The sequence below is a fragment of the Actinomadura sp. NPDC048021 genome (assembly GCF_040653135.1).
GTDB lineage: Bacteria > Actinomycetota > Actinomycetes > Streptosporangiales > Streptosporangiaceae > Spirillospora > Spirillospora verrucosospora.
In genome coordinates, this window is the sequence record NZ_JBEZJQ010000006.1 from 199,216 (window position 1) to 212,213 (window position 12,998).

General features: G+C 73.1%; 11 protein-coding genes. 3 read left to right on the forward strand and 8 right to left on the reverse strand.

The window, feature by feature from the left end; all coding sequences use genetic code 11:
• Positions 1-2: 2 nt before the first annotated feature.
• The 6 genes from AB0C87_RS12655 to AB0C87_RS12680 form a co-directional block, all read right to left on the reverse strand.
• Positions 3-947: an ATP-binding protein gene (locus tag AB0C87_RS12655; RefSeq protein WP_353830944.1), complete on the reverse strand. Its 945-nt coding sequence runs from the start codon at positions 945-947 to the stop codon at positions 3-5.
• A gap of 174 nt (positions 948-1,121) precedes the next feature.
• On the reverse strand, positions 1,122-1,874 hold the full coding sequence (locus tag AB0C87_RS12660) for an ABC transporter ATP-binding protein (RefSeq protein ID WP_345175735.1): 753 nt from the start codon (positions 1,872-1,874) through the stop codon (positions 1,122-1,124).
• A complete protein-coding gene (cbiQ, locus tag AB0C87_RS12665; protein ID WP_353830945.1) occupies positions 1,871-2,635 on the reverse strand; it encodes a cobalt ECF transporter T component CbiQ in 765 nt (254 codons plus the stop codon). The genes AB0C87_RS12660 and cbiQ overlap by 4 nt, the downstream gene beginning before the upstream one ends.
• Positions 2,635-2,991 carry a PDGLE domain-containing protein gene (locus tag AB0C87_RS12670; protein ID WP_360349098.1) on the reverse strand — a complete coding sequence of 119 codons (357 nt, stop codon included), beginning with the start codon at positions 2,989-2,991 and terminating at the stop codon, positions 2,635-2,637. The genes cbiQ and AB0C87_RS12670 overlap by 1 nt, the downstream gene beginning before the upstream one ends.
• Positions 2,992-3,002: 11 nt before the next feature.
• Positions 3,003-3,713 (reverse strand): energy-coupling factor ABC transporter permease, encoded by a 711-nt coding sequence (locus AB0C87_RS12675; protein ID WP_353830947.1) that lies wholly within the window; start codon positions 3,711-3,713, stop codon positions 3,003-3,005.
• 136 nt (positions 3,714-3,849) lie between these two features.
• Positions 3,850-4,464: a DsbA family protein gene (locus AB0C87_RS12680; RefSeq protein ID WP_360577468.1), complete on the reverse strand. Its 615-nt coding sequence runs from the start codon at positions 4,462-4,464 to the stop codon at positions 3,850-3,852.
• Positions 4,465-4,628: 164 nt separating this feature from the next.
• Between AB0C87_RS12680 and pepN the strand changes: the two genes are divergently transcribed.
• Both pepN and AB0C87_RS12690 read left to right on the forward strand, forming a co-directional pair.
• Positions 4,629-7,163, forward strand: a complete 2,535-nt coding sequence (gene pepN, locus AB0C87_RS12685; RefSeq protein WP_345175742.1) for an aminopeptidase N — start codon at positions 4,629-4,631, stop codon at positions 7,161-7,163.
• Positions 7,164-7,244: 81 nt separating this feature from the next.
• Entirely contained in the window at positions 7,245-8,237 is a 993-nt protein-coding gene (locus AB0C87_RS12690; protein WP_360577470.1) for a hypothetical protein, read from the forward strand.
• On the opposite strand, the gene malQ is transcribed toward AB0C87_RS12690, so the two are convergent.
• Both malQ and AB0C87_RS12700 read right to left on the reverse strand, forming a co-directional pair.
• Complete coding sequence (gene malQ / locus AB0C87_RS12695; RefSeq protein WP_360577472.1) at positions 8,218-10,320, reverse strand: 4-alpha-glucanotransferase; 2,103 nt, start codon at positions 10,318-10,320, stop codon at positions 8,218-8,220. The two genes, AB0C87_RS12690 and malQ, sit on opposite strands and share 20 nt — an antisense overlap.
• A 28-nt stretch (positions 10,321-10,348) precedes the next feature.
• Positions 10,349-11,773 (reverse strand): amidase, encoded by a 1,425-nt coding sequence (locus AB0C87_RS12700; protein ID WP_345175745.1) that lies wholly within the window; start codon positions 11,771-11,773, stop codon positions 10,349-10,351.
• Positions 11,774-12,137: 364 nt separating this feature from the next.
• Between AB0C87_RS12700 and AB0C87_RS12705 the strand changes: the two genes are divergently transcribed.
• Positions 12,138-12,863, forward strand: coding sequence for a nuclease-related domain-containing protein (locus tag AB0C87_RS12705; RefSeq protein ID WP_345175746.1), 726 nt, complete (start codon positions 12,138-12,140; stop codon positions 12,861-12,863).
• Positions 12,864-12,998: the final 135 nt, after the last annotated feature.

Sequence of the window (12,998 nt, forward strand, 5' to 3'; positions counted from 1 at the left end):
GCTCAGGAGGCGGGGACGGGGAAGCGGAACCCGGGGTCGACCTGCGCCTCCAGGTCCTCTCCGACGGCCCGGCTGGCCCAGCTCCGCGCGTTCTTGACGTGGAACTCCACGGCCTGCCGCTGGAACTCGTCCCAGTCCTTGACGCGGCCGTCCACCTCGGCGCGCATGCGGTCGAGGGCGGCGGTGTTGCCGTCCTCCAGCGCGACGCCCTCACGGCCCTGCTCCAGCGCCCGGACGGCGGCGGACTGGCCGACCCAGGTGAGCAGGTCGTCGCCGACGTGCTCGCGCAGGTAGGCGACGTCCTCCTCCGACTGCACCTTGTTGCCGACGACGCGGATGGCGACGTCGTAGTCGCGGGCGTACTCGGTGTACTGCCGGTAGACGCCGACGCCCTTGCGGGTGGGCTCGGCGACCAGGAACATCAGGTCGAACCGCGTGAACAGCCCGGAGGCGAACGTGTCGGCGCCGGCGGTCATGTCGACGACGACGTACTCGCCCGCCCCGTCCACCAGGTGGTTGAGGTAGAGCTCCACCGCGCCGGTCTTGGAGTGGTAGCACGCCACGCCGAGGTCGTCGTCGTTGAACGGGCCGGTGGCGAGCAGCGTGACGCCGTCGACCTCCTGGCCCGCCTCGTGGAAGGGGTCGTCGCCGCGGAACCGCAGCAGCCGCGACCCGGAGCCGGGCGGGGTGGTCTTGACCATCGCTTCCGCGGAGGAGATGCGCGGGTTGGCGCCGCGCAGGTGCTCCTTGAGCTCGGGGAGCCGGTCGCCCAGCGCGGGGATCTTGGCGGCGCGACCCTCGTCGAGCCCGAGCGCCACGCCGAGGTGCTGGTTGATGTCGGCGTCGATGGCGACCACGGGCAGCCCCCGTCCGGCCAGATGGCGGACGAACAGCGCCGACAGGGTGGTCTTGCCGCTGCCGCCCTTGCCGACGAACGCAACCTTCACGAATGCCCCCATTCTGGATATGAAAACCGTTACCACTGTCAGGACACGAGTCTCCCGGAGCGGGGCCGGGCAGGCAAGCGGAACGGCCGAAGTGCCGGCGATCGGCGCGGGGGCAGGGCAAGGCAAGGGGGCGCTGCGGGGATGCTGCGGAGGGTGCTGCGGGGGGCGCGGCGGTCAGCGCGGCGCCGCGGCCGGGTCGAACCCGAAGGGCAGCTCCAGGCGGTGCGCCGCCAGCAGCCCGGCGTCGCCGAGCAGTTCGCGGGTGGGCCGGTCGGCCGCGATGACCCCGCCGGAGAGGATCACCGACCGCGGGCACAGTTCGGCCGCGTACGGCAGGTCGTGCGTGACCATCAGGACCGTCACGTCCAGGCTCAGCAGGATCTCGGCGAGCTCGCGGCGGCTGGCCGGGTCGAGGTTGGACGACGGCTCGTCCAGCACGAGGATCTCCGGCTCCATCGCCAGGACGGTGGCGACGGCGACGCGGCGGCGCTGGCCGAAGCTGAGGTGCTGCGGCGGGCGGTCGGCGGCGTCCAGCATGCCGACGCGGGCGAGCGCGTCCCGCACCCGGCGGTCCAGGTCCTCGCCGCGCAGGCCGAGGTTGGCGGGGCCGAACGCGACGTCCTCCCGGACGGTCGGCATGAACAGCTGGTCGTCGGGATCCTGGAAGACGATCCCGACGCGGCGGCGGATCTCCCGCAGCGCCTTCCTGTCCTTCGGGTCGACGGCGAGGCCGCCCACCCGGACCTCGCCCAGGCCGCCGTGCAGGATGCCGTTCAGGTGCAGGACGAGCGTGGTCTTCCCGGCGCCGTTCGGCCCGAGCAGCGCGACGCGCTCCCCGCGCCCGACCGCCAGGTCGACGCCGAACAGCGCCTGCGTTCCGTCGGGATACGCGTAGGCGAGGCCCTTCACCTCGAGCGACAGGGTCATGGGGCCATCCAAGCAGCCAGCGCGACGAGCGCGGCGGCCGAGGGCAGCGCTGCGGCGGCCGTCCACTGCGCGGCGGTCGCGCCCGCGCCGTCGACGGCGGGCATCCGGCCGTCGTACCCGCGGCTGATCATGGCCAGGTGGACGCGCTCGCCGCGCTCGTAGGAGCGCAGGAACAGGGCGCCCACGGATCGGGCGAGCACCCCCGTCGCGCGGATGTCGCGGGCCTCGAAGCCGCGGGCCGCCCGCGCGACCCTCATCCGGCCGAGCTCCGCGGCGACGACGTCGCCGTAGCGCAGCATGAACCCGGCGATCTGCGTGATGAGCTGCGGCATCCGCAGCCGTTCGATGCCGAGCAGCAGCAGCCGCGGCTCGGTCGTCGCGGCCAGCAGGATCGACGCGACGACACCGAGGGTGCCCTTGGCGAGGATGTTCCAGGCGCCCCACAGCCCGCTCTCGCTGAGCCGCAGCCCCAGGACGGTGACCTTCTCGCCGTTCGCGACGAACGGCATGAGGAAGGCGAACGCGACGAACGGCACCTCGATGACGATCCGCCGCGCGACCGTCCCGAACGGGATCCGGGCCGCCGCGGTGACCGCCGCGAGCAGCAGCGCGTACACGCCGAAGGCCCAGATCCGCTCGCGCGGCGTGGCGACGACCAGCAGCACGAACGCCAGGACGGCGACGAGCTTGCACTGCGGCGGCAGCCGGTGCACCGGCGAGGCGCCCGGCACGTAGAGCCGGTGCGCGTGGCCCGCGCCCATCAGCCCTTCCGGGACGGCTCGGACGGCGCCTCGGTCTCCCGCTCCGGAGCCGTCCGGTCGGCGGCCGTGCCGCGCCCCCGGACCGTCCAGAACAGCCCGCCGCCCACGAGGAGGACCAGGCCCACGCCGATCACGCCGGACAGCCCGCCGGACAGCCGCGCGTCGTCGACGCCCTTGACGCCGTAGTCGCCGAGCGGCGAGTCCTTGAGCGAGTGGTCCTTCTCCTTGGCGCTGATGCCCTTGTCCTCGGCGACCTTCTCCAGGCCGTCGGGGTTCGCGCTGGCGTAGTAGCTGACGATCCCGGCCAGGACGAGGGAGACGAGCAGGAACCCGGCGAAGAAGCGCTTGGTGGTCATCGTGGTCCTCCTCAGGCCCGGGACGGCTTCGGTTCGGCGGCGTTCCGCCCGCCCGTGCGCAGCTCCAGCGGCTTCATCAGCCCGCGCGCCCCGTGCACCAGGTCGGGCCGGACGGCGAGCACGCTCGACACGGTCACCGCGGTGATCAGCGCCTCGCCGATGCCGATCAGCACGTGCACGCCGATCATCGCGGCGGCGACCTTCCCGATCGAGACGTCGGCCGTCCCCCCGGCCGCGTAGATCAGCGTGAAGGCGACGGCCGCGGCGGGCACCGAGACGACGGCCGCGGCGAACGACGCCCCGGACACCGACGCGCGCGTCTTGGGCAGCACCCGCAGCAGCAGCCGGAACAGGCCGTAGCCGACGGCCACCGTGACCAGCGCCATCGTGGTGACGTTGACGCCCAGCGCGGTCAGGCCCCCGTCCGCGAACAGCAGCGCCTGCATGAGCAGGACCACCGACACGCACAGGACGCCGGTATAGGGCCCGACGAGGATCGCGGCGAGCGTGCCGCCGAGCAGATGCCCGCTCGTCCCGGACGCGACCGGGAAGTTGAGCATCTGCGCGGCGAACACGAACGCGGCCGTCAGCCCGGCGAGCGGCGCGGTGCGGTCGTCCAGTTCCCGCCGGGCGCCGCGCAGCGCGACCCCGACCCCGGCCACCGCGACGGCGCCCGCCGCGAGCGAGACCGGCGCGTCGATGAATCCGTCCGGTACATGCACGACTCAACCACCCCTACCTCTTTGCAGCCAGCAGGACCAGTTTGTCGGCATAGACCTCGTAGTTGCAACATTCTCGCAATAGCAACCGATGTGTGGCCCGCCGGCGAGACCGCCCGGGGACGTCCCCGGGCGGGGCTCAGTCGAAGCTCGGGTCTTCCGTCCTCGTGCGCTTCAGCTCGAAGAAACCGGGCGTGCTCGCGACCGCCAGGACGCCGTCGAAGAGCTTGACGGCGGCCTCGCCGCGCGGGATCGGGGTGACGACGGGGCCGAAGAAGGCGTGGCCCTCGACCTCGATCACCGGGGTGCCGACCTCCTGGCCGACGCGGTCGATCCCGTCCTTGTGGGAGGCGCGCACGGCGTCGTCGTAGTCGGTGGACTCGGCGGCGTCCGCGAGGGCCGGGTCGAGGCCCGCCGCGGTCAGCGACGCCTCGAAGAACGCGCGGTCGAACTTCTGCCGCTCGTGGTGCCTGCGGGTGCCCAGCTCGGTGTAGAGCCGCCCGAGCACCTCGGGGCCGTTCTTCTGCTCGGCGGCGACGCACACGCGGACGGGGCCCCAGGCGTCGGCGAGCATCCGCCGGTAGTTCTCGGGGATGTCCTTGTCCTCGTTGAGGACGGCCAGGCTCATCACATGCCAGCGCACGTCGATCGGCCGCTGCTCCTGCACTTCCAGGATCCATCGGGAGGTGATCCACGCCCAGGGGCAGAGGGGGTCGAACCAGAAGTCAACGGGTGTGGGAGCGTCCTCGGGCAACGTGGCCTCCTAGAGAGTGTGCATGTCCTCAAGCGACAACCCGGGGGCGCTCGTCCCGATTCCCGTCGGCGAGAGGTCGCCGAAGTCCGTGGCGGACGGGCCGTAGGGTCGTCCGGTTGGTAGACATGGGGACACCAAGCCTTTAAGCCGACCAAGGAGTTCATGTGGCAGGCAACCTCACGCGCGACGAGGCGCGGGAACGGGCCAGGCTGCTCAGCGTCGCGTCGTACGCGGTCGACCTGGACCTCACGACGGGCGAGGAGCGGTTCGGCTCCACCACCGTGGTCAGGTTCGGGAGCGCCGAGACCGGCGCGTCGACCTTCATCGACCTGCACGGCGCCGTCGTGCGGGAGGTGACCCTGAACGGCGAGTCCCTGGACCCCGCGTCCTACGACGCAGAGAAGGGCCGGATCCCGCTGCCGGGCCTGGCGGCCGACAACGAGCTGCGGGTCGTGGCCGACTGCGCGTACTCCCGGTCGGGTGAGGGCCTGCACCGGTTCGTCGACCCGGTCGACGACAGCGTCTACCTGTACTCGCAGTTCGAGACGGCCGACGCGCACCGCATGTTCACCTGCTTCGACCAGCCCGACCTCAAGGCCACCTTCGAGCTGACCGTGAAGGCGCCGGAGAACTGGGAGGTCGTCACCAACGAGGCCGCCGAGACGGCCGGAGGCGGGACGTGGCACTTCCTGTCCACGCCGCAGATCTCCACCTACATCACCGCGCTCGTGGCCGGGCCGTACCACGTCGTCCGCGACGAGTACCGCCGTGAGGACGGCACCGTCATCCCCCTCGGCGTGTACTGCCGCGCCTCGCTGGCGGAGCACCTCGACGCCGACGCGATCGTCGACGTGACCCGCCAGGGCTTCGGCTACTTCGAGAAGGTGTTCGGCCGCCCGTACCCGTTCTCGAAGTACGACCAGCTCTTCGTGCCCGAGTTCAACGCGGGCGCCATGGAGAACGCGGGCTGCGTGACGTTCCTGGAGGACTACGTCTTCCGGTCCCGGGTGACCGACGCGGCCTACGAGCGGCGCGCCGAGACGATCCTGCACGAGATGGCGCACATGTGGTTCGGCGACCTCGTCACCATGCGCTGGTGGGACGACCTCTGGCTGAACGAGTCGTTCGCCACGTACATGAGCGTCCTGTGCCAGGCGGAGGCCACCAAGTGGAAGGGCTCGTGGACGACGTTCGCGAACCTGGAGAAGGCGTGGGCCTACCGGCAGGACCAGCTGCCGTCCACCCACCCGATCTCCGCCGACATCCCCGACATCCGCGCGGTCGAGGTGAACTTCGACGGGATCACCTACGCCAAGGGCGCGTCCGTCCTGAAGCAGCTCGTGGCCTATGTCGGCCTCGACAACTTCCTGGAGGGCGTGCGGCGCTACTTCGACCGGCACGCGTGGGGCAACACCGTCCTCACCGACCTGCTGGGGGCGCTGGAGGAGACGTCCGGCCGCGACCTGGCGTCCTGGTCGAAGGAGTGGCTGGAGACCGCCGGGGTCAACACCATGCGGCCCGAGTACGAGGTCGACGGCGTGGGGAACTTCTCCTCGTTCACCGTCCTCCAGGAGGCCAAGGCCGACTACCCGACGCTGCGCGCGCACCGCCTGGCCATCGGCCTGTACGACAAGACCGCCGACGGACTCGTGCGGCGCGACCGGGTCGAACTGGACGTGGTCGGGGCCCGTACCGAGGTCCCGCAGCTCGTCGGCAAGAAGCAGCCCGACCTGGTCCTGGTCAACGACGACGACCTCACCTACGCCAAGGTCCGCCTGGACGAGCACTCCCTGAAGACGCTGATCGAGGACATCGGCGAGGTCAGGGACAGCCTGCCGCGCGCCCTGTGCTGGTCGGCGGCGTGGGACATGACCCGCGACGCCGAGATGGCGACGCGCGACTACGTCCGGCTCGTCGTCAAGGGGATCCGCGGCGTCACCGACATCTCGGTCACCCAGACGCTGCTGCGGCAGGCGCGCACCGCCGTCCAGCAGTACGCCGACCCGGGGTGGCGCGAGGAGGGCCTCGCCCTGATGGCCGACACCCTGGCGGACCTGGCGCGCGAGGCCGAGCCCGGCTCGGACCTCCAGCTGGCCTACACCCTGGCGTTCACCGGGTCGGCGGTCACCGGCGAGCACCTGGCGTTCGTCCAGGGCCTGCTGGACGGCTCGCAGGTCCTCGACGGCCTCACCGTCGACACCGACCTGCGCTGGGCGCTGCTGCGCCGCCTCGTCACCACCGGCAAGGCGGGCGAGGCCGAGATCGACGCCGAGCACGAGCGGGACCGCACCGCCGCCGGGGAGCGGCACGCCGCCGCCTGCAAGGCCGCGATCCCCACCCCCGAGGCCAAGGCGGCCGCCTGGGAGCGGATCATCGCGGGCGACCTGCCGAACGCCGTCTTCCGGGCGACGCTCGGCGGCTTCGTCGAGCCTGACCAGGCCGCGCTGCTCGTCCCCTATGTCGACCGGTACTTCGCCGAGGTCGGGCGCGTGTGGAAGGAGTGGACCAGCGACATGTCCCAGACGTTCGCCGAGGTCGCCTACCCGTTCCTGGTGATCGAGCAGTCCACGGTCGACCGCACCGACGCCTACATCGCGGAGAACGACCCGCCGGCGGCGCTGCGGCGGCTGCTGTCGGAGGGGCGCGACGGCGTCGCGCGCGCCCTGCGCGCCCGCGCGAAGGACGCCGCCTCGGCCTGACCCGGCCGCGCCTGTCCCAGCGAACCGGCCCAAAGGCCCCGTGACCATGCGATCGTTGCATGGTCACGGGGAGGGGACGAAGTGGAGACGGCTCGCGACGTTCTGACGGCGCTGGCGCGGCGCTACGCCTTCGGCGATCTGGAGGCGCTGCTGAGCCAGGGCACCCTGGCCGCGGACGGCCGCTCCGCGCCGGTCGCGGCGCTGTGCGCGTTCGGGCAGCGCGTCCTGGACCTGGACGCCGAGGACTTCGGCATGCCCGAGGAGGCCGGCGAGGTCCCGCGGGACCTCCTCGACCGGGCCCGCGCCAGCCGCATGCCGCAGGCCCCGCGGGAACACCCCCGCGGGGCGCTCGCCAGCCTCCGGCCCGCGTACTCGCTGCTGCTGGAGGTCATCGCGATCCGCTGGCACCGCCGCGACATGGCCGCGCTCGTCGCCGCCGTCCACATCGCCGGCGAGTACCTGCCGATGCTGGCCTGGGAGCCCGTCCTCGGCCACGCGGGCGACCCGGCGCTGATCGGTTCCGCCGTGCGCGGCGAGGGCAGCCGGTTCGGCGTCCCCGTCGAGCCGGGGGCGGTCCGCATGTGCGACCACACCCGGCCGGAGCGCTCCGCCTGCGAGCGCACCCTGCGGGTCGCCAAGGAGCCGCCGTCCGGCTGGCGCGCCTACCTCGACCGCCAGCACAGCCAGGTCTCGGCCGCGCTCGGCGACTGCGCCGCCCGCTGCCGCACCCCCTGCACGGTCATGACCCGCCTGGACGGCCTCGTCCGCGCCGACCTCAGCGACCGCTGCCGGCTCGCCGCCGACTTCGCCGACGGCGCCCTGGTGAAGCTGCGGCACGCCGCGCCGGTCGGCCACGGGTTCGGCGTCCCCTCGCCCGAGGAGGTCCAGGCCGCCTGGACCCGCGCCCGCAGGTCCCTGGCCCGGCATCCGCTGGGCAAGTCCGCATTGGCGGACGACGACTCCTACCCCCTGCCGGGCCTGCCGGCCGTCCTCTCGGCGATCGCCGCCGCCGACCTGCGCCCCGACACGCTCCTGCGCGACGTCACCGAGCGCATCACGTCGACGCTCGCCTGAAGAGCCTGAGCGTCCCGCGGTTCCTGAGGTCGTCCAGGAGGACGGGGCGGCCCTCCACGTCCCCCAGCGGGACCCGCCAGTTCGGGTACTCGTCGACGGTGCCCGGCTGGTTCTGGGTGCGGCGCTCGCCCACGGCGTCGGCCAGGGAGACGCCGATGAGACGGGCGGGCGTCCGGGTGAGGAACTCCTGCAGCCCGGTGACGATCTCCTCGTCGTAGGCGCCGGAGCCGTCCGCCAGCGCCCGCACGACCACGGCCGGCTCGGCGGCCAGCAGGCCCTCGGCGTGCAGCACGGCGAGCCAGTCGGCCAGCTGGCGGCGGTGGTCGTCCTCCTCCTCGGCGCGGGGACGGGTGAGCAGCCCGAGGCGGTCGCGCAGGTCGATGTGGTCGCCGTGCACGAACCCGGTGATCGGCGGCATGTCGTGGGTGCCGACGGTCGCCAGGGACAGCTCCCGCCACCGGCCCGGCGGCTTGGGCCGGCCCCGCTCGTCCCGTTCGAACCACAGCAGGGACGTGCCGAGGACGCCGCTGTCGGCCAGCGCCTCCCGGACCTCCGGCTCGACGGTGCCGAGGTCCTCCCCGACGACGACGGCGCCGAAGCGCTCGGCCTCCCAGGCCAGCGATCCGAGCAGCGCGTCGCGGTCGTAGCGGACGTAGGTGCCGTCGGCGGGGGACGCCCCCTCGGGCACCCACCACAGGCGCGACACCTGCATCGCGTGGTCCAGGCGGATCCCGCCGGCGTGCCGCAGCGCGGCGGCGGCCATCTCGCGGAAGGGCCGGTAGGCGTCGAGGGCGAGCGCGCCCGGCCGCCACGGCTGCTGCCCCCAGTCCTGCCCGCGCTGGTTGAACTCGTCGGGAGGCGCGCCGACGCTCATCCCGGCCGCGCAGGAGTCGCGGTACATCCAGGCGTCGGCGCTGCCGTGCGGCACCCCGACCGCCAGGTCGTGGACGATCCCGAGGGGCATCCCGGCGTCCCGGGCCGTGCGCTGCGCCTCCGCGAGCTGCCCGTCCAGCCTCCACTGGAGCCACTCGTGGAAGCCGGCGCGGGCGTGGTACCGGGGGGCGTCCACCACTCCGTGGTCGTGGGCGCTCCGCAGCCCGGACGGCCAGCGCCGCCAGTCCGTGGACCCCTGCTCCTCGCTGATGGCGCACCACGTCGAGAAGCTCGCGAGGGCGGCGCCCTCCCTCCGCCGGAACTCCTCGAAATCCGGGTCGCGGTCCCGGCGGCGGCGGTGCATCGCCTCCAGAGCCTCCAGCTTCGCGGCCCACACGGTGTCCCGGTCCAGCAGGCCCGCCTGGGCGCGCAGCTTGGCGGCGACGGCCTCGAACCGCTCCCGGTCCGCGGCGGGCAGCTCGGCGTACTCGGGCATGTCCTCGATCCGCAGATAGAGCGGCGAGGGGAAGCGGCGGCTCATCGGCGAGTACGGGGACGCCCCGATCGGCGGGACGGGCTCGGTCGCGTGCAGCGGATTGACCAGCACGAAGCCCGCGCCGAGCTCCCGGCCGCTCCAGTCCGCGAGGTCCGCCAGGTCGCGCAGGTCGCCGAGCCCCCACGACGCGGCGGAGCGCACCGAGTACAGCTGCGCCGTGAACCCCCACATCCTCGGCGGCGGGCGCAGCGCGCCGGGCGCCACCAGCAGTTGCGTGTACCGCGTCCGCTCCCCGTTCCGGACGCGCAGGCCGCGCCAGCCGGGAGGGACGTCCGCGAGCCCGTACAGGGGCTCGAAGGAGCGCTCGGCGGGCGGCACGTGGGCGCGCTGCGGCGCCAGGACCTCGTCCGTGCCGGTCTCGATCTCCACCTCGGCGGCGCCGTCCAGGTGGCCGCCGAGCGCGGCGCGGATCCGCCCGGCGGTGCCGGCGCCGGCCCGGCGGACGACGACGGCCGGCGGGAGCTCCCGCGCCCGCTCCCGGTGGCGGTCGAGCTCCGCCCGGACGGCGGAGGGGGTGGAGGCGTCCACCCCGAGGGCCGCGAGGACGGCGGCGAGCGTGTCGCGCGTGACCTCCGTCTCCCGTCCCCGCCAGTCCTCGTAGCGCGTCGCGACGCCGTGCAGCCCGGCCAGTCTGATCAGTTCGTCGTCAGCCACGCCTGCACCATGCCCGGTGCGGGGCGCGTCACGCCGTCCAGACCGGGGGCTTGCGGCCGATCCAGGGGCGGGCCTCCTCCAGCTGCGCGGACAGCGAGATCAGCGTGCCCTCCCCGCCGAGCCGCCCGGCGAGCATGACCCCGATGGGCAGTCCCTCGGCGTTCCAGTGCAGCGGGACGTTCACCGCGGGCTGCCCCGAGATGTTGTACATGGCGCAGAACGGGGTGAAGTGCGTCTGCCGCCGGAAGTTCTCCTCCGGGTCCTGGTCGTGGAAGTAGCCGACCGGCACCGGCGGCATGGCGAGCGTGGGGTGCAGGATCGCGTCGAACTCGTCCATCACCGGGAACGCCGCGCGCAGCGCCCCCTGGAGCGCGGCGTGGGCCTGGAACAGCTGCGGCGCCGTCGTCTTCTCGCCGTAGCCGCGCAGCCAGCGGGTCAGCGGCTGGAGCAGCTCCTCGCTCCCCTCGGGGACGGGCGTCATCGTCGCCATCACGCCCCACAGCGTCGCGAAGTGCGGGACGAGATCGGAGCCGAGCACCTCCGGCAGCTCCACGACCTCGTGGCCGAGCTCCTCGAGGAGGGCGGACGCGTCCTCGTACGCGGCGACGCAGTCGGGGTGGACCTCGACGTCCGGCACCGGCGGCCGGAGGCTCCGCGCGATCCGCAGCCGGCCCGGCGCGCGGTCGGCGCGGGCGAGGAACGGCCCGTCCGCCTCCGGCGCCCGGTACAGGTCGCCGGGCATGGGGCCCGCCATGACGTCCAGCATGAGGGCGGCGTCGCGGACGGTCCGCGCGATCGGCCCGTTGGTGGAGAGGCCGAACAGGTCGGGGATGACCGGTCCCTGGGAGATCCGGCCGCGGGTCGGCTTGATCCCGAACAGCCCGCACACGCTGCTCGGGATCCGGATCGAGCCGCCGCCGTCGCTGCCCTGCGCGATCGGCGCCAGCCCGGACGCGACCGCCGCCGCGGCCCCGCCGCTCGAACCGCCGGCCGACCGGGACGGGTCCCACGGCGTGCGGGCCGGGGGCGACACGGCGCCCTCGGTGTAGCAGGGCAGCCCGAACTCGGGGGACGCGGTCTTGCCGAGCAGCACCGTCCCGGCCGCCGCGAGCTTGGCCACCACGTGGTCGTCGGCGAACCCGGTCAGGTCGGCGTAGACCGCCGAGCCGAACGTCATCCGGACGCCGTCCACCATGTTCAGGTCCTTGATCGGCACCGGGACGCCGTGCAGCGGCGGCAGCTCCGCCGCGTCCGCCGTCTCCAGCACCGCCTTCTCGGCGCGGCGCGCCTCCTCGCGGGCGCGGTCGGCGGTGACCGTCACGTAGGCGCCCACCTGCTCGTCCAGCCGTTCGATGCGGGCCAGGTAGTGGTCGGCGATCTCGACCGGGGAGACGTCCCGGGCGCGGACGGCGGCGGCCATGCGTGTGGCGCTGAGGTCATGAATCTGTGTCACGATCCGGAACGCTAGACGCCGTGTGCGCGGGCATCAAAGAGGGCACACACGACACCAGCGGCGGAAGGAGATTAATACTGGCCTACCCGACCGTGCCGTAAGAGAATCACTGACGTGGGGCGACAAAACATTAACCCGGCATGACTGGTCGCCCACCCTCCCGATGATTACTCTGCGCACGGAGGATCATGCCCCCGAAGGGAAAGGAACACGGAGCGTCACCATGGCGACCATGGAGCGGGGCAACACGCAGAATGCCAGGGCGCGACCCGAGTCCGAGGAGGCGCGTGAGCACGATGACACTCATGAACACGATGACATTCGTGAACTCGATGAGACGCGTGAGCACGATGACCAGCCCCCGGTGAAGGAGCGGCTGGAGGCGAGCGCCGCCGCGGCGATGCTCGACGATCCGAAGATCCGGCGCTGGGCGTACCGGATCGGCGCGGCGGTCGTCGCCGGCGCCGCCGCCCTCGCCCTGACCAGCTGGCGGCTCGGGCTGACGGTCGCGGTGCTCGTCGTCATCGGCGACTACGTGCGGCAGTCCCGCAAGAGCTCCACCGTGACCGCCTGGCAGAAGTCCTCGGCGGCGGAACGGCGCACCGAGCGGCAACTGAAGTCCCTGCGGCGCAACGGATACCTCGTGCTGCACGCGCGGGCGGTCCCCCGCGACGACGAGGGCGTCAGCGACGGGCGGATCGACCACCTGGTCATCGGGCCGAGCGGCGTCTACGCCATCGACTCGGAGAAGTGGGACAAGCGCCTCCCCGTGCGCACCATGTCCCACCTCAAGCTCTTCCACGGCCCCTTCAACAAGAAGGACCGGCTGGACGAGGCGCGCTGGGAGGCCCAGATGGCGAGCATCATCCTCGCCGAGCGGGTCGGCTTCGACGTGCCGGTGCAGCCCTCCGTGGCGATCTACGGCCCGTCCATCCCGTGGAAGGTCATGCGGGTGCGCGACGTCGACGTCTACGCGGGCAACCGGGCGCGCTCGTACCTGCGCCGCCGTCCGAAGATCCTCACCGAGAGCGACGTGCAGCGCATCTTCCAGGCGGCCGAGGACGCCCTGCCGCCGAAGTACCCCGACTGAGGCCTAGGGCGGCCCCGATCCGGGCCGCCCGCCGCAAAGCCGGGACACCGTCGTCCCGGCTTTTTTCCTGCCCTCCTGCGGTTGGTAGCATCGAAGGCCACGGGCCGGCCCGGGCGCGACCTCCGCTGAGCCGGC